Source organism: Paraburkholderia sp. BL9I2N2 (assembly GCF_004339745.1).
Classification (GTDB): domain Bacteria; phylum Pseudomonadota; class Gammaproteobacteria; order Burkholderiales; family Burkholderiaceae; genus Paraburkholderia.
On record NZ_SMGP01000004.1, the window covers coordinates 523,095 to 542,216 of the forward strand.

Consider the following 19,122-nt stretch of genomic DNA (forward strand, 5'->3'; position numbering starts at 1 on the left):
GCGCGGCCTGCTGACGACGGGCGAGCGGGCCAGCGCACCTATAATGGGGCCAGCCGGGAGGTGGTTCGCCCAAGGCCTGGCGGCCCGCTATGCACAATGGATCGCATGACTGGCCGGTATCGTTTTTCTCAACTGCCTCGTGACCATGAAGATCATTCGCAGCAAGAATTTCACCGCGACGCACGCCTGGGGCGCGCTCGATATCGCCAACATGGGCGGCATCACGACGCGCCTGCATTGGACCGATCAGCCTTATAAATGGCACGTCAACGACGGCGAGGAAGTGTTCGCCGTGCTCGATGGCCGCGTTGAGATGCGCTATCGCGAAGGCGGCGTCGAACAGTCGGCCATTCTGGAGACGGGCGACGTGTTCTACGCAACGGTCGGCACCGAACATGTGGCGCATCCGATCGGCGCGGCGCGCATTCTGGTGGTCGAGGCGCAAGGCAGCGTCTGAATGTTGGCGGACGGCCGATGCCATGCCGGCGCGGTTGTCGCCGCGCACGGCGGCATAATGGATAACCGTCGCCGCGCCCTCGAGACGAGCGGCACGGCAAATGCTTGGGCATCGATTGAATCCGATTGATTGAACAAAGTGTCGAGGAAAATCACATGACAAGACCATGGCAATTGACGGGGACCCGGTTGCTGGCAGCGGCCGCACTCAGCGTGATGTTCAGCGGCTGTACGACGATGCCGTGGGAGAGCACGCCGTTTTACAGCAGCACGCCTTCCGGCCCGACCACGCTCAGTACGGTTCCGGTTCCCGCCGGTTTCTACCGGGTCAATCCGGGCGACACGATCGGCGGGATTGCTTCGGCATATGGCCGCAAACCGCAGGAGGTCGCGGCGTGGAACGGCCTTGCGGCCAATGCCGCCGTTACGCCGGGCCAAGTGCTGCGAGTCTCTCCGCCGATGGCCTCGGGCAGTGTCGTGACGCCGCCGGTTGCCGTCGGGCCGACCGGTCCCGCTACGCCCGGCGCGCCCCCGGCATCTGCCGGACCGCAGCAAGGCGTGTTGCAATGGCCGGTCCGCGGCCCGGTGCTGAGAGCCTTCGCGCCGGGTAAATCGAACGGCATCGTAATCGGCGGGCGTGCGGGCGATCCGGTCAAGGCAGCCGCTACCGGCCGCGTCGTCTATGCCGGCTCGGGTATCGAGGCGTACGGCCCGCTCATCATCATCAAGCACGACGACTCGCTGATCACCGCCTACGGGCAGAACAGCACGCTGCTCGTCAAGGAAGGCGACGCGGTCGCGCAGGGGCAAACCATCGGTGAAGTCGGAGTGGATAGCCGCGGTGTCGCGTCGATCCAGTTCGAGGTCCGCCAGAACGGCCAGCCGGTCGATCCGCTCGCGTGGCTGCCCAGGTCGGGCGGCTGAAGCTTCTTTTTAGCGCGATTTCAGCGCCGCGTTAATTGAATATACTGTGTGGCTAAACTGCCGGCGCCGTGTCCGCCCGTCGATACCGACGGCGCGGTGCGTCGACCGGCTGTCATAGGCTGTCATTCACAGGCGCACAGGAACACACAATGATCGATTTACGCAGCGATACCGTAACCCGTCCAACGCCGGCGATGCTCGCGGCCATGACGGCCGCCGAAGTCGGCGACGACGTCTGGGGCGACGACCCCACCGTGTTGCGTTTGCAGGCCACGCTCGCCGAACGCACCGGCAAGGAGGCCGGCCTGTTCTTCCCGAGCGGCACGCAAAGCAACCTGGCGGCCCTGATGGCGCACTGCGCGCGCGGGGACGAATACATCGTCGGCCAGTTGGCGCACACCTATAAGTATGAAGGCGGCGGCGCGGCGGTCCTCGGCAGCATCCAGCCGCAGCCGCTCGAAAATGCCGCGGACGGCTCGATCCCGCTGGAGAAGATCGCTGCCGCGTTCAAACCCATCGACAACCACTTCGCGCGTACGCGCCTGCTGGCGTTGGAAAACACCATCGGCGGCAAGGTGTTGCCGGCGGGGTACGTTGCCGAGGCGGTGCAGCTTGCGCGTCAGCACGGCCTGTCCGCTCACCTCGACGGCGCGCGTGTCTACAACGCGGCGGTCGCGTCGGGCAAGCCGGTTGCGGCGTTGTGCGAGCCGTTCGATTCGGTCTCGGTCTGTTTTTCGAAGGGACTGGGCGCGCCGGTCGGCTCGGTGCTGGTCGGCAGCCGCGCGCTGATCGACGTTGCGCACCGCTGGCGCAAGGTGCTGGGCGGCGGCATGCGTCAGGCCGGCGTATTGGCGGCGGCTTGCTTGTACGCGCTGGATCACAACGTCGAGCGCCTCGCCGACGACCACGCACACGCCGCCCATCTGGCCGCAGGTCTGGAGGCCATCGACCAGGTCAAAGTGCAGTCGGTCGCCACTAATATGGTGTTTGCGCAGTTTCCGCAGCAGCACTGCGCGCCGCTCGAAGCATGGCTCAAGGAGCGCGGCATTCTCACGCAGATGCTGTATGCGTCGCGATTTGTGACGCATAAGGACGTGTCGCGTGGGGATATCGATACGTTTATCGCCGCGGTGAAGGGGTATTTCGCGGCGCGGTGATGTTTGGGCGGAGCGCGGTCGAACTTGAGTTTTTAAGCGGCCGCGCTCGCAAAAGTCTGGGCGCAAAGTTGGCCGGCAATGCGCGGCGAAGACTGAGGCACGGGAACGCCGCGTATCAATGCCGCTGGCAACAGCCGCAAAGCCGGATCGCAAGACGAGGCGCCGAACAAAAGCAGCAACGAAAATCAGCAAAACAAAGCGGACGCACTGTCACCCCAGCGCGTCCGCTTTTTCATTTCATCGACGCTTTCGCATGCGCCCCCGACCGATGCGACGGCGCCAGCAAACGCAGGCCGCTCGCGAGGCTCGCCGCGCCCGCAAAGAAAGCGCCGGTGCTCAGCGCCAGCGTCGGCCCATGCCGGCCGGCAATCCCGAAGCTCAACGCGACGAGCGCCGCTCCGGTGGTCTGCCCAAGCAGCCGCGCAGTCGCGACAATGCCGCTTGCGCCGCCGCTGCGCTCGGGCGGCGCGCTCGCCATCAACGCCTTCAGATTCGGCGACTGGAAGAAACCGAAGCCCGCGCCGCAAATCGCCATGCGGATACCGATGTCGAGAACGTGCGGATGCACCGGCAGGAGCGCCAGCGACGCCATCCCCGCCGACATCACCGCGAGACCGATCGCGCCGAGCAGTCCCGGCGGATAGCGGTCGGACAGGCTGCCCGCCAGCGGCGCGGCCAGCGCGACCACCACGGGCCACGGCGTCATCAGAAAGCCGGTTTCGACCTGGCTGCGATGCAGCACGTCCTCGAAGTAGAACGGCAGCGAGACGAACGCCAGCCCTTGCGCGGCGAACGAGCAAACCGCCGTCACCGCCGACAGCGCGAATACCGGCCGCTTGAACAGATCGACGGGCAGCATCGGCGCCGGATGGCCCGCTTCGCGGCGAATCAGCAGCAGACCGAACACCACGGCAGTCGCCGCCGCGCCCAGCACCAGTTGCGTCGAGGCGCGCTGGGCCGCCTCGCCGAGCGCGAAGATCAACGCGGCGAAGGTGATGACGTTCAGCAGCGCGGCGACCGGATCGAAGTTGTGCTTGCCGCGCTCGGTGTGCGGCAACGCCGGCCACGCGAATCCCAACGCCAGCAGACCGAGCGGCACGTTGACCGCGAACAGCCACGGCCACGCGGCCACGGACAGAATCAGCGACGCCACCGTCGGCCCGACTGCGAACGACACGCCGACGATCAGCGCGTTGGTGCCCAGACCGCGTCCGAGCCGGTGCGGCGGAAACAGATAGCGGATCAGCGCGGTGTTCACGCTCATGATCGCGCTCGCGCCGAGGCCTTGCAGGACGCGCGCGGCGGCCAGCAGCGGCAGCGTCGTCGCTAGCGAGCACGCCAGCGACGCCAATGTGAAAAGCGCAATGCCGCCGATGTAGATCCGCCGATGCCCGACGATATCGCCGAGCGCGGCGAGCGGCAGCAGCGTCGCGACCATCGCGAGCTGATACGCATTGATGATCCACACCGACGCCGCCGGTGCCGCATGCAGGTCCGCGGCAATGGCGGGCAGCGCGGTGTTGGCGATGGCGGTATCGAGCGTGGCGAGCGCGACGGCGAGCATGATCGCGGCCATCGCGCGGCGGTTGGCGGCGGACATCGGAACGTCCGCGGGGAAGGGTTGGGCGGCGGTGGCGCTGGGTTTGTCGGACAAGGCGGTGGTTCGTCGGGTTGAGCATGCCCGCGCGCAGCCGGACGAGTCGAGGCGCTCGGCGCGCGAGTGGCAGGAGTTGCGTGGCGTGTGGCGCGTTGGCCTGAGTCCAGCGTTTGACGCGTTTCAGGCGGGGCGCGCGACGAATGTAGTGATTGTTACAGAGACGCGGAAATCGTGCTGGGACCTGGGCGGAGAGGGCGCTGATCACACAGGTCACTAATGCAACTAACGGTCGAGCCCGCACGCCATCCGCGAACTGCTGCGCGCTCGCGTTGTCACACGCCACTCCGGCACAATCGCTTGACAGACGAGGCGCTTCGATTTGACCACGCACCGGCCCATCGGCTCATTCATCCGCGCGTCACGCGGCGAAAAAATAATGGCCTTGCCTTCCATTCAATACGCATTGGACGCTTCGCAATCGTTTGCCTGTTTTGCGCAACCGATGCACGCGCGCAGTGCCACGCACACGTGGCTTGCACCTCGCGCGTGCGAAAAAACGCCGCGTCGGCTGATGTCGGCGGGCATGGCATGTGCGTAACCAAGCGCTCGCGCTCGCCAGTGTCCGGTGGTCGTAAAATGTCGTACTCTGCTTCTTAACCCGCCTGACCGGCACGCGCCTCCCGCCCGTCATCTGTGCGGTTCGCGTATGTCGCGTCTTTTTTCCCGGAGGCTTCGATGACAGCCGTCGATCTGGAATTCGACCAGCTCAACAGTACCGTCGACGCGCTACGGCGCTCAATTTCCAATCGCATGATGTACGGCGTCGGCAAGGACGCCGTCACCGCGCATCCGCATGACTGGCTGCACGCCGCGGCGCTTGCCGTGCGCGACCGGCTGGTCGCGCGCTGGATGAAGACCACGCGCCTGCAATACGAACAGGACGTGAAACGCGTCTACTACCTGTCGATGGAATTCCTGATCGGCCGGACGTTTACGAATGCCTTGCTCGCTCTCGGCATTCATGACCAGATGAAGGAAGCGCTGGCGAGTCTCGGCGTCGACATGGATGCGCTGACCGATATCGAGCCGGACGCCGCGCTCGGCAACGGCGGCCTCGGCCGGCTGGCGGCCTGCTTTCTCGATTCGATGGCGACACTCGGCATTCCGGGTTTCGGCTATGGCATTCGTTACGAATACGGCATGTTCCGTCAGCAGATCGTCAACGGCGAGCAGGTCGAAGCGCCGGACTACTGGTTGCGCGCGGGTAATCCGTGGGAGTTTCCGCGGCCCGAGATCAAGTACATGGTGCACTTCGGCGGCCGCACGGTGCAGCGTGGCGAACATGTCGAATGGATCGACACGGAGCACGTGAACGCCACCGCGTACGACACCGTCATTCCAGGTTACGCAACCGACGCGACCAACACGCTGCGCCTGTGGTCCGCGCGCGCGACGGAAGAACTCGATCTCGGCGCGTTCAATCGTGGTGACTACCGCAACGCGGTCGACACGAAGAACATGTCGGAGAACGTGTCGCGCCTGCTGTATCCGGACGACTCGACTCCGGCTGGCCGCGAGCTGCGTTTGCGGCAGGAATACTTTTTCGTCTCGGCGACCATGCAGGATCTGATTCGCCGCTATCAGCGCACGCACAGCACGTTTGGGCGCTTCTCCGAAAAAGTGGCGGTGCATCTGAACGATACGCACCCCGTGCTTGCGATTCCCGAACTGATGCGTTTGCTGGTGGATGTCCACCATCTGCAGTGGGACAAGGCGTGGAAGCATGTCACGCAGATCTTCTCGTACACGAATCACACGCTGATGCCCGAAGCGCTTGAAACGTGGGACGTGGAGATGCTCGCGCGCCTGTTGCCGCGGCACCTCGAGATTATCTTCGAGATCAACGCGCAATTTCTCAAGCACGTCAGCGAGCAGTCGGGTCATGACGCCGAGATGATCCGGCGCATTTCGCTCGTCGACGAATACGGGCAGCGGCGCGTGCGTATGGCGTATCTGGCGATCGTTGCGAGCCACAAGGTGAACGGCGTCTCGAAGCTGCATTCGCAACTGATGACGCGCGATATCTTCGCCGACTTCGCGCGCATCTATCCGGACCGCTTCACCAACGTGACCAACGGTATCACGCCGCGCCGGTGGCTCGCGCAGGCGAGCCCGTCGCTGTCCTCGCTGATCGATCAGCAGATCGGCAAGCATTGGCGCAGCAATCTGTTCGAACTGGAGCAACTGCGCAACCTGCGCACGGACAGTGGCTTTATCGAGGCTTTCCGCGAAGCGAAGCGGCAAAACAAATTGCGGCTCGTGCACCGTCTCGCGCATCACACGAAACTGCATTTCGATCCGGATGCGCTGTTCGATCTGCAGGTCAAGCGCATTCACGAATACAAGCGGCAACTGCTCAACGTGCTGCACGTGATCGTGCGCTACAACCAGATTCGCGCGAATCCCGAGCGCGACTGGGTGCCGCGTGTGGTGATGTTCGCCGGCAAGGCCGCGTCCGCGTACCGGATGGCGAAGACGATCATCAAGCTGATCGGCGACGTCAGCGAGAAGGTCAATCACGACCCGCTAGTGGGCGACCGCCTGAAAGTGGTGTTCGTGCCGAACTACGGCGTGAGCGTGGCGGAGTTGATCATTCCGGCCGCCGATCTGTCGGAGCAGATTTCGATGGCCGGCACGGAGGCGTCGGGCACCGGCAACATGAAGCTCGCGCTCAACGGCGCGTTGACGATCGGCACGATGGACGGCGCGAATATCGAAATCTGCGATGCGGTGGGCCGCGAGAACATCTTCATCTTCGGCCACACCGCCGACGAAGTGGACAACCTGCGCGCCACCGGCTACCGGCCGCGGCAAATCTACGAAGAAAACGCGGAACTGCGCACGGCGCTCGACCAGATCCGCACGGGCTTCTTCTCGCCGGATGATCCGCTGCGCTTCTCGGATATTTTCCACACGCTGGTCGATTGGGGCGATCACTACATGGTGCTCGCCGATTTCGCCGCGTTCGCCAAGGCGCAGGACGAGGTGGACGCGCGCTTCGTCGACAAGCGCGCGTGGGCCGAAAGCGCGATCGAGAATGTGGCGGGCATGGGTCAGTTTTCGTCGGATCGCACGATCGGCGAATATGCACGCAATATCTGGCATGTGAATCCGCTGAATATCGAATAGCGGATGCTTGCCTCGTTTCAGTCCCGGAGTGGAAAGGCCGTGCGATTGTTGATGAATCGCACGGCCTTTTTTACTGTCTGCTGCGAGTGTGGTTATTGCGCGAACTGCTCGACTCCGTTCGCGGCACGCAGGCCCATCTGGCCATGCGGGAAGTCGAACAGCACGTCGATATTCTGCATGCCCATCAGGCCGATCACGATGCGGTCGGCGCCCGGTTTCGCCTTGACGATCGTCACTTGCGCGCCTTCATAGCGATGCACCCATTTGCCCGTGCCGACCGCCGCGTTGTAGTTGCCTTGATTGAGCACCTTGCCCGCTTCGTCGTCGCCGGTCCAGTTCGGCGCCTTGTCCATTTCGATGCGGATCATATCGGTGCTCGCCGTGGCGAACACCAGCGGCGCGCAAAAGGTCATCTTGTCGCCGACGTTCACGCAACCTCTCGGCCATTGCGCGGTGCCGTCTTGGGGAACAGTCAACGGCACCATCGTGTAGTCCTTCGTGATCGCGCTCGACGGACTCAGCACCAGGTAAGGTTTCGCAAAGTTCGAGTGCACCAGATAGCGCTGGCCGATATTGCCGGGCAACGCGCGCAGCGGTTGCGTGCAGCACGTGTCATCGGATTGCGCCGCGCCGACGCCGAACAGACCCGAGAACGCCCAGCCGAATTCACCGGTGTAGCCATCCATGCCTACGCAGCGCCGGGCGTTGGGCTGACAGTTCACCATTTCGACGGCTTGTACGTCGATCTGCGCCGGCTTCGTGCCTGCGAGACTCATTGGCAATTTCACGGCTGCGCCGGAAACTTGCGCGCCGTTCGCCAACGGCAGCGAACTCGATGGCCCGGCGTTCGGATAATTCGTGGCCGGCAAGACCGACTTCAGCACGCGCACGCCCTGCGTGCCCGTGTCCAGTGCGACATACACCGGCTTGCCGTCGAGCTGGATCGGCAGGCCGAGGCGCGCGTGACCTGCGTCGACGCGCTCCACTTGCAGCGGAATCAGCAGACCGTCCTGGCCGCCGTTGATCAGGGAGGTGGTTGGCGCGGGCGGCGTGGGCGTGGGGAAGGTGACGGCGCAGCCGCTGAGTGCGGCGAGCGCCCCGGTCACGACAAGCGCGGCCGCGCTGGAATGATGCAGGGCGAGGCGTAAATGCCGGCGCGCGGTATCGAGAGACGACAGGAACATAGATCACACGCTTTGCAAAAAGGCGGGTCCCTGACGAAGGCGAGGCATCGCACGCTGTGAGGCGGACAGCACGAGCGGCAATCTCGCCGGATTGGCCGTGGCGTGCGCGGTGAAACCGGGGCGCTTGCGAACCTGCGGAAGGGAACACGCGATAACAGGAGCGGCGACTCTACATGGCCGCTCGAGTGCAATTGCAAAGATGTGTGACGGCGCGGGCGCGGCAGGCAACCGGCCCGTGCAAGTGTCGATCTACATCAATAGTCGCGCGGACGCCGGATCACGGTTGATTGCGCGCGGCCGAGCGTGGCGCGATCGAGTTTGACGGTCAGCAGGCCGATCACGTCTTCGAGGGTGCGCGAGGTGACTTCGACGCGGAAGGTCACGCGCTCGCGTTGCTGGTCGATGGTGACGACATAAAGACGCAGGTCGTCGCCGAGCGCGGCGTGCAACGCGCGCCGTCCGTCGGCCGACGACCTGCCGGGCACGGTGACGTCGATGATGACGAGTGGCACGACGATATGCGTGCGGCGAGCCATGTGCGGCGCTTGCGGCGCGCGCTGGGTGCGCGAGGAGGTGCGCGTGATGGGGAGATCGGACGTGGCGACGGAGGGGGGCATAGGGTTGCGCCGACCCGGCGGGCGGCGCGCGTTGTTGGCACCCGCCCACAATAACGGCGCGCGTCTCAAGGAAGCGCAAAAGCTGCCGCGCGGCGAATTAAAATTGTGTTAACGCGCGGGCTGCGTGTGGTGTGGTAACGCGGCAAACAGCGGCGAACCGCCGCATCAAACCTTCGGCGCCGCAGCCGTGGCCTTCGCCTCGTTCACGGCCACGCCGACGCGTTCGACGAAATCGCGATCGGTGCTCGACAGCGCTTCGCGATCGCCGTTCGCCGTTCGCACCATCAGACGATGCGTGATGTCCTGGGTCAGCCAGGTGAGCCAGCCGACCACGACCAGCATCGTGCCGCACACCATGCCGGCCGGGGAGCGCAATATCGCGCCGACAATAGCGCCGGCGAGTCCAAGCAGCGAAATCGTGAGCGGCAAGACCTTGTTCTTCGGCACGGTGACGACCCGCACGTCCACGATATCGCGCAGCGGAAAGACCTGGCCGGCGGACGAGAGTGCGTTGCGCGTGACCGACACGCCACGATCATTGAAAGGGGTTTCCATCGAGTCGAATGCAAGCGGTAGCAAAGGCCGCAGCGTACCAGACTTCGAATGTCGAAAGTTACGGGGCCTTTCGCCGGCTCACAGGCCGACTGCGCAAGGGGAGCGTGCGCAGTCGGCTCAAACCTGCAATCACTGGATTTTTCTGCCCGCATGGCGCGGGCGATGGATTGTCTTTCTCCGCCTAGTCAATGCGCAGCGGCTGCCTCGACCAGAGCGACCACGCCACTGAGCGGCTTCATCAAATCATCCGGAAGTCCATGACGTTGGCGGAGATACTCGATCGAGTTGAACGACAACCATGTACGGCCATCGGCATCCTCCCAGACGAGTACCTTAAGCGGAAGATCCAGCGCAGCAGTAGGCGCGCATTGCATCAATGGCGTACCAGCCTTGGGGTTGCCGAAGATCACGAGTTGACTGAAGCTTAGCGCGAGCCCGGCTCGCTCGGCGTCGCCACTGAAATCGATGCAGCTGAAAAGCATCAGCCCCCGTTCCCGGATCGACTGTTGGAGGCGTTCGGTTGTTGCGGCACCGGAGCGCGCGCTTGCAAAGGTGACGATGCCGTTATCGGCACTCTCAGTAGTTGAGTTGGTGGTCATGGTGTCTCCAATGCGGACGGTACGCGTTCGACGTAGTCCAGACGAGCGCACCAGCTCAGTTTAGGTGTTCCCGGAACCAGCGTGGTCGATTTTTTGCCCAGTCTCAATCAAACGACTTGTCGTTCGGCGCTGCGTACAATTTTTCCAGTCCCTCGCTCATGGGAAAGTCAAAGTTGATGCCTTTCGGCGGTACCGGCTTCATGAACCACTTGTCGTACATGGTTTTGATATCGCCGCTTTTCATCTCGTGAATCATGACGTCGTCGACCAGCTTCCTGAACTCCGGGTCGTCCTTGCGGAGCATGAAGCCATACGCTTCGGACGATTGGGGCGTTCCCACGATGACCCAGTCGGCGGGCTTGGCCGTTAGCGAGCGCGCGCCGGCAAGCAGGACGTCGTCCATCATGTAGGCCACGGCCCGGCCGGTTTCGAGCGTGACACGGCCTTCACCGTAATCTTTCGCGCTGATGATCTGCATGTTCATCTTTTTCTCCTCGTTCATTTTCCTGAGGAGACGTTCTGATGTGGTTCCCTGGTTGGTCACGACGGTCTTGCCGGCAAGGTCGGCGAAATCCTTGATGCCGGAGTCTTTGCGCGTCAGGAGACGCGTCGTGGCAACGAAGAACGTGTCGGAAAACGCGACCTGGTTTTGCCGGGCCGTCAGGTTCGTCGTCACCCCGCATTCGAGGTCGACTGTGCCGTTCTGCACGAGTGGAATGCGGTTCTGCGAAGTAACCGGTATGAAGCGGACGCGCAGATCGGGGTGGCCAGTCTTGGCCTTCACCGCGTCGATGATCCTGTTGCAAATATCCTGGGAAAATCCGATCACCTGATTATTCGTATCAACGTAAGAAAACGGCACGGATGTTTCGCGGTGGCCGATCGAAATCGAATTTCCGTTCTGGATTTTTGCCAGGGTCGACTGCGTCTCCTGCGCCGAGGCGGTGGTCGAAATAACGGCAAAAGTCGCGAGGGCCATCAACAGCCTGTGTTTCATAACAATTTCCCCATCGTGGTAAGAGCCCGTCTCTGCGCGTGTGCGCGGCCGATTTGATACATATGTTGCCAGAAAAATATTTAATGCAACATATGTTAACCACTGATACGCCAAACATTTGGCCGCTTTGGTTGCACGAGCGGCACAAGGGATCGACGGGTGCCTCACAAGGGCCGGTCACGCTGCGCTGCAATCCACGTCTGCGAATGCGTGTGATTTCGCCTGTCGGCATCGCGGCCGGAATCCGCTCGGGGGAGGGGAACGTTAAATGCTACTTCGGTCGACGGAGTCGCGCGGCGGCACGAACGAATACAGCCGCGCGAATTGCACATCGACCCTGGAGACAAACAAAATGAGCACTCGGCCCACCAATCCGCCTGATCCTGCACGCCGGAAAATTCTCGCTGCGCTGGCAAGTTCTATTGCGTTGTCGGCTTGCGGCGGAGGTGGCGGCGGCAACTCCGGATCAGGCGGGTCGACCAATCCTGCGATCGGAGCGATCCCGCCAGATCGCGCCAGATCGCGCCAATCTTCCGCGTCCTCCGTTGCCCGATCCGTCGACTTCCGGCATCGACCATATCGTCCTCGTCACGATGGAAAACCGTTCCTTCGATCATCTGCTCGGCTGGGTGCCGAACGCCGAAAGCGCGCAGGCTGGGCGCACGTTGACTGATGCGTTCGGCACGGCCCGCGCGTCGTTCGCGCTCACGGCAAATGCGGCCTATGGCTTCCAGGGCTGCGCATACGCGGACCCGGATCACGCGTACGACGCCGGGCGCACCCACCTCGCAAACGGCGCAATGAACGGCTTCCTGCTGACGCCGGCCACCAGCCTCACGCCTGGCGACTTGCTGCCGATCGGCTATTTCCAGGCCACGGATCTGGAGTTCTACCAGGGGGCTGTCGCGCAATACACCGTCTGCGACTATTACATGAGCGGCATTCTTGCCGACACCTACCCGAATCGCGTCTACCTGCATAGCGGTGAAACGGACCGCCTTTCCGACACGCTCGACACTTCGTCATTGCCGACCATCTGGGACCGTCTCGACGCGAAGAACATCTCGTCGACCTACTACTTCCACGACGTGCCGTTCACGGCGCTCTATGGAACCCGCTATGTCGGCCGTTCGAAGCTGTTTGCCGATTTCCTGACCGATGCCGCCGCGGGCACCTTGCCGTCGTTCTGTATGGTCGATCCGAGTTTCGGCGGCGAAGCACAGGGGACGTCGAACGACGACCATCCGCATGCCGACGTCCGCAACGGCCAGGTGCTGTTGGGGCAGATCTACGATGCGCTGCGCACCAGCCCGAACTGGAGCAAGACGCTCGTGATCATCGTCTACGACGAGTGGGGCGGCTTCATGGAACATGTCGCGCCGCCGATAAGGACGGTGTCGGCCGCCGAAAGCGCGTTGGGCAACGACGGGCGGCTCGGGTTTCGCGTGCCTTGCGTGCTGCTCGGACCGCGTGTGCGGGCGAACAGCGTGTCGCGCTATCCGTTCGATCCTAGTTCGATCCATCAACTGCTGGCCTGGCGCTTCGGGCTCGACCCGCTCGGCGTGCGGGGAAGCGATCCGGGAACGGTCAACCTGGCGTACGCATTGGATCTGGCGGACGCGCCACGCACCGACGCGCCTGCCATCGCCGTCACGCAGGGTGTTTTCGGCGCGGCGTGCGCGGCGTCGGCGTCCACCGGCGCTTCGGCCGTGACCGGCATCGGAGAACTGGACAAGAGCCAGGTCACGCCAGGAAGCACCGTCCCCGATACGTCAGTGAGCCCGGTGGGCGGCCGTTTCGCGGAGCTGAGAACGAAGGCGGACGCTCTTGGCTTCCCGGGCCCGAAGTAACCTGGCGTCAAGCGTGATCCGCTGGATTGCCTTGACCCGCCTTCGGCGCTCCGGCGTCCTGATGATGATCGGCGGCGAGAAACATATACATCGCGGGCACCACGAACAACGTGAAGAGCGTGCCGATCGACAGCCCCGTGAAGATCACGAGGCCCATCGCATTGCGGCCCGCGGCGCCTGCCCCGGAGGCGACCACGAGCGGCAGGACGCCGAGCACCATCGCCGCCGTGGTCATCAGAATCGGGCGCAGCCGCACGCCGGCCGCCTCTTCCAGGGCTTCGCGCTTCGATCTGCCGGCATGTTGCAGTTCGTTGGCGAACTGGACGATCAGAATGCCGTGCTTGCTGACGAGCCCCATCAGCGTGACAAGCCCGACCTGCGTGTAGATGTTCAGCGTCGTCAAGCCGATGTTGATGAAGATCAGTGCGCCGAAGAGCGCCATCGGCACCGAAATCAGAATCACGATCGGGTCGCGGAAACTTTCGAACTGGGCCGCGAGCGCTAGGAACACGATGATCGTCGCGAACATCAGCGTGATGACAAAACCGCCGGACTCCTGCACGAACTGCCGCGATTGCCCCGAGTAGTCCGCCGAATAGCCTGCTGGTGCCGCCTGTGCGGTCGCCTTGCGCAGAAAGTCGAGTACCTCGCCTTGTGACACGCCCGGCACGATCACGCCGGAGATCGTCGCCGAGTTGAGTTGCTGGAAGTGGTTGATCGATTCCGGCACGACGTTGTGTTCGAGATGCGCAATCGTCGAAGCCGGCATGACACTGCCGTCCGGCGTGCGCAGGTAGTAATCGAGCACCTGTGAAGGATTCAGGCGGTCGGTCTGCAATACCTGCGGAATCACCTTGTACGAGCGCCCGGCGATCGAGAAGTAGTTGACATAGCCGCCGCCGAGCGCCGACCCGAGGGCTTGCCCGACGTCGCTCTGCGAGAGGCCGAGCGAGGCGACCTTGTCGCGGTCGACGACGAGCGTGGCTTCCGGCTTGTCGAGCTTGAGATCGCTGTCGACGAAGAAAAACATCCCGCTCGCGCGGGCTTGTTGCAGAACTGCCTGCGATACCTCGTTGAGGTTCTCGAAAGGCTCGGTCGTGCTGATGACGAACTGCACCGGCAAGCCCTGTGAGCCCGGCAGCGGCGGAAACTGGAATGCCGCGACACGTGCCCCGGCAATCTCATTCCATTTCTGCTGCAATTCCTGCTGCAACGCGGTCGCGCCCTTGCTGCGCTGATCCCATGTCTTGAACAGCACCCCGCCGATCCCCTGGTTGAGTGTCGGTGAGCCCGTGAGCTGGAACATCTGCGCGTATTCAGGCAAGGCCTTGGATATGTCGAATACCTGGTCCGCGTACGTCTGCATCTGCTGGATGGTCGCGTTCGGCGGCCCCTGGATCTGCGACAGTACGATGCCCTGATCCTCCTGCGGCGCGAGTTCCGATTTCGACGTCATGAACAGGTAGACCGTGCCGCCGAGCAGCAGCGCGCCCATCACGGTGAATACGGGCCAGGTGTCGAGCGTCGCATGCAACAGACGGCCGTAGCCACGATGAAGGCGTTCGAACTGGCGGTCGACGAAGCGCGCAAAGCGTCCCGACTCCTGGTCCGCGCGAAAGAAGCGCGAGCACATCATCGGCGACAACGTGAGCGCGATCACGCCGGACACCGTCACCGCGCCGGCCAGCGAGAACGCGAACTCGGTGAAGAGGGCGCCGGTCAGGCCGCCCTGAAAACCGATCGGCGCATACACGGCGATCAGCACGACGGTCATCGCGAGGATCGGGCCGCCGAGTTCGCGCGCGGCGATCAGCGCGGCCTCGAATGGCGCCTTGCCTTCCTCCTTCATGTGGCGATCGACGTTCTCGACCACGATGATTGCGTCGTCCACCACGAGCCCGATCGCGAGCACGAGCGCGAGCAGTGTCAGCAGATTGATCGAATAGCCGAGAAACTGCATCACGAAGAACGTGCCGATGAGCGACAACGGCATTGCGATCAGCGGCACGACGACCGCGCGCAAGCTGCCGAGGAACAGGAAAATCACCGCGGTGACGATCAGCAGCGCCTCGACCAGCGTCTTGATGACTTCGACGATCGCGGTGTTGATGAAATCGGTTGCGTCATAAACGATCTCACCCGTCATGCCGGTCGGGAACTGCTTCTGCAGCCCCGGAAAGATGGCCTTCACGCGCTTGGCGACATCGAGAATGTTGGCGTCCGGCGCGACCTTGATGCCGATGAACACCGAACGCTTGCCGCTGAACGCGACATTGAAGTCGTAGCTGTCGGCGCCGAGCACGACGTTCGCGACGTCTTCGAGGCGCACGATCGCGCCGTTCTTCTGTTTGACGACGAGTTGCTTGAAGTCGTCGACGGTATGCAGGTCCGTGCCCGCGTTCAGATCGACGCTGACCATTTGCCCCTTGGTCGTGCCGAGCGTCGCGAGATAGTTGTTGTTGCCGAGCGCCGTGAAGACGTCGGCTGCCGTCACGCCGTGGGCGGCGAGCCGCGTCGCGTCGAGCCACGCGCGCAACGCGAACTGCCGGCCGCCGAGGATTTCGGCCGTCTGCACGCCTTCGATCGAATCGAGCTTGGGCTTGATGACGCGTAACAGGTAGTCCGTGACGTTGTTGCTCGGCAGCACGTCGCTGTAAAAGCCCATGTACATCGCGTCGGTGGTCTGCCCGGTCTGTATCGTCAGCACCGGCTGCTGCGCCTGCGGCGGCAACTGGTTGCGCACCGAGCCGATCTGCGTATTGATCTCGGTCAGCGCGCGGTTCGCGTCGTAGTTCAGGCGCAGCGTTGCGATAATGGTCGACACGCCGGTGCTGCTCGTCGACGACATGTAGTCGATGCCTTGCGCCTGGGCAATCGCCGACTCGAGCGGCTGCGTGATGAAGCCGGCGATGGTGTCGGCGCTCGCCCCGTAGTAGGCCGTGGTGATCGTCACGATGGCGTTTTCGGTCTGCGGATACTGGCTGACTTTCAGCGCGGCCAGCGAGCGCAACCCGAGCACGAGGATCAGCAGGCTGACGACCGAGGCAAGCACGGGCCGGCGGATAAAGAGATCGGTGAAGGTCATCGCGCGGTCTCTCTATTGTTCCTGGGGCGCCGGGTTCGGATTGTCCGACGGCTGCACGCTGTTGTTGATGACGAGCGGCGTGCCGTTCTTCAGCTTGAGCTGACCGCTCGTCACGACCTGCGCGCCGGCGTCGACGCCTTTGAGGATCGCGACCTGATCGCCGCGCGTCGGGCCAGGCGTGACGAACACCTGCTGCGCGACGGGCAGCGCCTTGCCCTGCGCGTTGGGCTGGGTGCCCGGCTTGACGATGAACACGGTCGCGCCATAAGGGTTGTAAGTGATCGCGGTTTGCGGCAGCGTCAGGTAGCGCTGTCCGGCGCCCGCGTCGATCTTCACGTTCGCGTACATGCCCGGCAGCAGCTTGCGCTCGTGGTTGTCCACGCTGGCTTCGATCTGCACGTTGCGCGTGGTGCTGTCGACCTTCGGGCTGACCGACTGGATCTTGCCCTTGAACGTTTGCCCGCTGTAGGCATTGGTGTCGACCACGATGGTCTGGCCGATCGCGAGCTGGCCGAGCTGCTGCTGCGGCACGTAGAAATCGGCGTAGATCGGGTCGATTGCCTGCAGCGTGACGATCGCATCGCCCGGATTGATGTACTGCCCCGGATTGATCGTGGTGATGCCGAGACGTCCCGCAAACGGCGCGCGAATGATCTTCTTGTCGACAAGCGCGGCCTGTTGCGCGACTTGCGCCTTCTTGCCCTTTAGGTCGGCGGCGTCGGCTTCGAGCTGCGCCTTGGCGATCGCCTTGATGTCGTACTGCGCCTTGTCGCGTGTGTAGACCGTCTGCGCGAGTTCTGCGGCTGCCTGCAGCGACTGGAGCAGCGCCACGTCGCTGTCCGCGTTGAGCCTGACGAGCACTTGTCCGGCTTTCGCTTCCTGTCCCGAACTGAATGCCACCTCGCGCACGAGGCCCGCGACTTCGGTGGTGACATCGACGCCGCGCACGGCGCGCAGGCTGCCGACCGCCGCAAGCTGCGGCTGCCATTGCTGATAGCCGGCGACGACTGCCGAGACGGTGGCGGGCGGCGCCGAGTTGCCCGCCATGAACCTGGCGAACATATGCGTGCGAAACACGTTGAAGCCGACGAGCGCGGCCAGCAGCAGGCCGACACAGATCAGCATGATCACCATCCGTTTTGTCAGCGGTTTTCTTTCGGTCATCGTGATGTCCTTGCACGGCATTGGGCGAAAGCGCCGGACGGTTCGTCCATTCGTTCCTTCGTTTCTGACGGCGCGTGTTGCAAAGAGCGGTGAAGCGAGTGTCCTGTCGGGCTATGGCAATGCGTCAATGCGTGGCCGCGGCGGTGGCCGGCGCGGCGGCGTTCCACCAGCCGCCACCGAGCGCCTGGAAGAGGGCCGCGGTGTCGGCGTAGCGGGCTGCCTGAGCCTGAGCGAGGCTCACCACTGTTTGCTGGTACTGGCGTTGGGCATCGAGAAGCGATAGATAGCTCACGCCGCCGACGCGGTACTGCCCACGCGTGAGTTCCAGCGAGTCGTTGGCGGCATGCCAGGCATCCGTCTGCGCTTTCAGGCCGGTCGCGTCGTGATCGAGCGCGCGCAGCGAGTCCGCGACGTTTTGAAACGCCAGCAGCACCGTTTCACGATACTGCGCGTCGGCCTGCTCGTACGCCGCCTCGGCCGCGCGCTTCTGCGCGTTCAGTTGCCCGCCGTGGAAGACCGGTTGCAGCAGGCCGGCGCCGATGCTCCAGATCGTGCTGCCGGCTTTGAACACCTGTGCCGGCGTGAGGGCCTCGGCGCCGTAGCTGGCCGACAGCGTGATCTGCGGATACATCGCCGCGGTGGCCACGCCGATTTGCGCGCTGGCCTGATGCAGCACGGCATCGGCGGCGAGAATGTCGGGCCGCTGTTGCACCAGGGCCGACGGGAGACTGACAGGCAGCGTTTCGGGTAACGAAAACATCTCGAGCCTGAATTCGGGCAACGCGGTGTCGCTGGGCAGTTTGCCGGCCAGCATGGCGAGCTGGTGACGCACCTGGTCGAGTTGTTGTTGCAGCGGCGGCAGCGTGGCGCGGGTCTGCGCCAACAGGGTCTGCTGCGCGAGCACCGTCGTACGGCCCACGCCCCCAAGTTCGAACTGCTTGCCGAGTACGCCGAGTTGCTCGTCTTCTTGCGCGGCGATCTGCTCGGTTGCCTCGATCTGGGCGCGCAGCGACGCCTCCTTGACGGCCGCGGTCACGATGTTCGCCGACATCGCGAGATAGGCCGCCTGCAACTGGAAGCGCTGGTAATCGACTTGCGCGTGCACCGCTTCGAGTGCGCGCCGGGTGCCGCCGAACACGTCGAGTTTGTACGACACGTTCACCGATGCGTTGTAGAGATTGAACTCCTCGACGAGCCCGGGCTCGCCGAATGTGACGCCGTTGAATTTTTGGCGCGTGGCGCCGAGTTGCGCGTCGACGCTGGGCAGAAGGGTGCCGCCCGCTTGCGCCGAGAAGTTCTCGCGCGCCTGCCGCAGGGCCGCTTGCGCCGCCGCGATGTTCGGACTGTTGACGAGCGCCTGACGGATCAGCGTGTCGAGCGGCTCGCAATGAAAGAGCGCCCACCAGGCGGCGGGAATGTCCTGTCCCGGCACGAAGCGCTGCGGCAAGCCGGCGGCTCCCGGGGAAGAGGCCGTCTGCTCGGGCAGCGGCGAGGCGGTGTAGGTGTCGGTAGCGGGCGCGGGGGGAGAGCGGTAGTCAGGACCGACCATGCAGCCGGCCACTGCGGCGCAGCCGCATAGGGCGACGCACAGGCGCCGCTGCCTGACAATACGCGGGTTAACGTCGGTCATCGATCCACCTTGTATCGCCTGCGTTCTGACTAAACGAGCGAGCGGACGCGGATATTCGGGCAACGTGAACGTTCGGTGTTTCTTTTCCTGCCTGACGCCGGAATTTACCATGCGGGAC

The 19,122-nt window shown here is 63.7% G+C and carries 13 protein-coding genes and 1 pseudogene; 5 read left to right on the forward strand and 9 right to left on the reverse strand.

Features of this window, described 5'->3' with window-relative positions; genetic code table 11:
* Nucleotides 1-145: 145 nt before the first annotated feature.
* From B0G74_RS38655 to ltaE, 3 genes are all read left to right on the forward strand, one after another.
* Nucleotides 146-457: a cupin domain-containing protein gene (locus tag B0G74_RS38655; protein ID WP_165924014.1), complete on the forward strand. Its 312-nt coding sequence runs from the start codon at nt 146-148 to the stop codon at nt 455-457.
* A gap of 155 nt (nt 458-612) precedes the next feature.
* Nucleotides 613-1,380: a peptidoglycan DD-metalloendopeptidase family protein gene (locus tag B0G74_RS38660; protein ID WP_132382182.1), complete on the forward strand. Its 768-nt coding sequence runs from the start codon at nt 613-615 to the stop codon at nt 1,378-1,380.
* 149 nt (nt 1,381-1,529) lie between these two features.
* Entirely contained in the window at nt 1,530-2,537 is a 1,008-nt protein-coding gene (ltaE, locus tag B0G74_RS38665; RefSeq protein WP_132382184.1) for a low-specificity L-threonine aldolase, read from the forward strand.
* Between the two features lie 232 nt (nt 2,538-2,769).
* Here the strand turns inward: ltaE and B0G74_RS38670 are convergent, their stop codons facing one another.
* Nucleotides 2,770-4,137, reverse strand: coding sequence for an MFS transporter (locus B0G74_RS38670; RefSeq protein WP_132383264.1), 1,368 nt, complete (start codon nt 4,135-4,137; stop codon nt 2,770-2,772).
* Between the two features lie 732 nt (nt 4,138-4,869).
* Here B0G74_RS38670 and B0G74_RS38675 point away from each other — a divergent pair.
* Nucleotides 4,870-7,323: a glycogen/starch/alpha-glucan phosphorylase gene (locus B0G74_RS38675; RefSeq protein WP_132382186.1), complete on the forward strand. Its 2,454-nt coding sequence runs from the start codon at nt 4,870-4,872 to the stop codon at nt 7,321-7,323.
* A 92-nt stretch (nt 7,324-7,415) separates the two neighbouring features.
* Here the strand turns inward: B0G74_RS38675 and B0G74_RS38680 are convergent, their stop codons facing one another.
* The 5 genes from B0G74_RS38680 to B0G74_RS38700 form a co-directional block, all read right to left on the reverse strand.
* Nucleotides 7,416-8,507: a hypothetical protein gene (locus B0G74_RS38680; protein WP_132382188.1), complete on the reverse strand. Its 1,092-nt coding sequence runs from the start codon at nt 8,505-8,507 to the stop codon at nt 7,416-7,418.
* Nucleotides 8,508-8,761: 254 nt separating this feature from the next.
* Complete coding sequence (locus tag B0G74_RS38685) at nt 8,762-9,124, reverse strand: hypothetical protein (RefSeq protein WP_132382190.1); 363 nt, start codon at nt 9,122-9,124, stop codon at nt 8,762-8,764.
* A gap of 165 nt (nt 9,125-9,289) precedes the next feature.
* Complete coding sequence (locus B0G74_RS38690; protein WP_132382192.1) at nt 9,290-9,679, reverse strand: DUF6232 family protein; 390 nt, start codon at nt 9,677-9,679, stop codon at nt 9,290-9,292.
* 185 nt (nt 9,680-9,864) lie between these two features.
* On the reverse strand, nt 9,865-10,278 hold the full coding sequence (locus B0G74_RS38695) for a DUF302 domain-containing protein (protein ID WP_132382194.1): 414 nt from the start codon (nt 10,276-10,278) through the stop codon (nt 9,865-9,867).
* A 103-nt stretch (nt 10,279-10,381) separates the two neighbouring features.
* Nucleotides 10,382-11,257: a glutamate/aspartate ABC transporter substrate-binding protein gene (locus B0G74_RS38700; protein WP_243658561.1), complete on the reverse strand. Its 876-nt coding sequence runs from the start codon at nt 11,255-11,257 to the stop codon at nt 10,382-10,384.
* 370 nt (nt 11,258-11,627) lie between these two features.
* Here B0G74_RS38700 and B0G74_RS38705 point away from each other — a divergent pair.
* A pseudogene (locus tag B0G74_RS38705) lies at nt 11,628-13,125 on the forward strand (alkaline phosphatase family protein).
* Between the two features lie 7 nt (nt 13,126-13,132).
* Here B0G74_RS38705 and B0G74_RS38710 read toward each other — a convergent pair.
* The 3 genes from B0G74_RS38710 to B0G74_RS38720 all read right to left on the reverse strand — a co-directional run bounded on the left by B0G74_RS38710 (nt 13,133) and on the right by B0G74_RS38720 (nt 19,004).
* Nucleotides 13,133-16,210 carry an efflux RND transporter permease subunit gene (locus B0G74_RS38710; RefSeq protein WP_132382196.1) on the reverse strand — a complete coding sequence of 1,026 codons (3,078 nt, stop codon included), beginning with the start codon at nt 16,208-16,210 and terminating at the stop codon, nt 13,133-13,135.
* Between the two features lie 12 nt (nt 16,211-16,222).
* Nucleotides 16,223-17,374 carry an efflux RND transporter periplasmic adaptor subunit gene (locus B0G74_RS38715; protein WP_132382198.1) on the reverse strand — a complete coding sequence of 384 codons (1,152 nt, stop codon included), beginning with the start codon at nt 17,372-17,374 and terminating at the stop codon, nt 16,223-16,225.
* 124 nt (nt 17,375-17,498) lie between these two features.
* Nucleotides 17,499-19,004 carry an efflux transporter outer membrane subunit gene (locus tag B0G74_RS38720; RefSeq protein ID WP_132382200.1) on the reverse strand — a complete coding sequence of 502 codons (1,506 nt, stop codon included), beginning with the start codon at nt 19,002-19,004 and terminating at the stop codon, nt 17,499-17,501.
* Nucleotides 19,005-19,122 lie beyond the last annotated feature (118 nt).